Origin of the sequence: Streptococcus sp. HMSC10A01, assembly GCF_001807785.1 — a bacterium.
GTDB lineage: Bacteria > Bacillota > Bacilli > Lactobacillales > Streptococcaceae > Streptococcus > Streptococcus gordonii.
This window is the reverse complement of record NZ_KV790978.1, coordinates 1-750: the sequence shown is the minus strand read 5'-3', so window position 1 is coordinate 750 and position 750 is coordinate 1. Positions and strand designations below refer to the sequence as shown.

8 tRNA genes are annotated in these 750 nt (G+C 52.1%); all 8 read left to right on the top strand.

The features are described from left to right. Nucleotides 1-29 precede the first annotated feature (29 nt). The 8 genes from HMPREF3108_RS06645 (at nt 30) to HMPREF3108_RS06610 (ending at nt 744) form a co-directional block, all read left to right on the top strand. A tRNA-Asp gene (locus HMPREF3108_RS06645) sits at nt 30-102 on the top strand. A gap of 27 nt (nt 103-129) precedes the next feature. Next, nucleotides 130-202 (top strand) — tRNA-Lys (locus HMPREF3108_RS06640). Between the two features lie 5 nt (nt 203-207). Further along, nucleotides 208-289 (top strand) — tRNA-Leu (locus HMPREF3108_RS06635). Between the two features lie 10 nt (nt 290-299). Then, a tRNA-Thr gene (locus HMPREF3108_RS06630) sits at nt 300-372 on the top strand. Nucleotides 373-392: 20 nt separating this feature from the next. After that, nucleotides 393-464: transfer RNA gene (locus HMPREF3108_RS06625), tRNA-Gly, on the top strand. A gap of 5 nt (nt 465-469) precedes the next feature. Then, a tRNA-Leu gene (locus HMPREF3108_RS06620) sits at nt 470-555 on the top strand. A 13-nt stretch (nt 556-568) separates the two neighbouring features. Next, nucleotides 569-642 (top strand) — tRNA-Arg (locus HMPREF3108_RS06615). A 28-nt stretch (nt 643-670) separates the two neighbouring features. After that, a tRNA-Pro gene (locus tag HMPREF3108_RS06610) sits at nt 671-744 on the top strand. Nucleotides 745-750 lie beyond the last annotated feature (6 nt).

The following is a 750-nucleotide window of genomic DNA, read 5'->3' as shown; positions in this document are numbered from 1 at the left end:
TCAGCGGTTCGATCCCGTTAACTCCCATAGGTCCCGTAGTGTAGCGGTTATCACGTCGCCCTGTCACGGCGAAGATCGCGGGTTCGATTCCCGTCGGGACCGTTGGAATCGGAAGAAGATTTCAAAGAAGACTCGTTAGCTCAGTTGGTAGAGCATTTGACTTTTAATCAAAGGGTCACTGGTTCGAGCCCAGTACGGGTCATAAGCGCGGGTTTGGCGGAATTGGCAGACGCACCAGATTTAGGATCTGGCGCTTAACGGCGTGGGGGTTCAAGTCCCTTAACCCGCATAAGAAATAGGCCGGCTTAGCTCAGTTGGTAGAGCATCTGATTTGTAATCAGAGGGTCGCGTGTTCAAGTCATGTAGCCGGCATTAAGAGAGAAGAGGCGTATGCGAACGTAGTTCAGTGGTAGAACACCACCTTGCCAAGGTGGGGGTCGCGGGTTCGAATCCCGTCGTTCGCTTAGAGGCCGGGGTGGCGGAACTGGCAGACGCACAGGACTTAAAATCCTGCGATTGGAAACGATCGTACCGGTTCGATTCCGGTCCTCGGCATAAATATTAATGAGCACCCTTAGCTCAACTGGATAGAGTACCTGACTACGAATCAGGCGGTTAGAGGTTCGACTCCTCTAGGGTGCATATAGTGATAGGAGATATTCGATCACGACGGGAAGTAGCTCAGCTTGGTAGAGTACTTGGTTTGGGACCAAGGTGTCGCAGGTTCGAATCCTGTCTTCCCGATTGTAT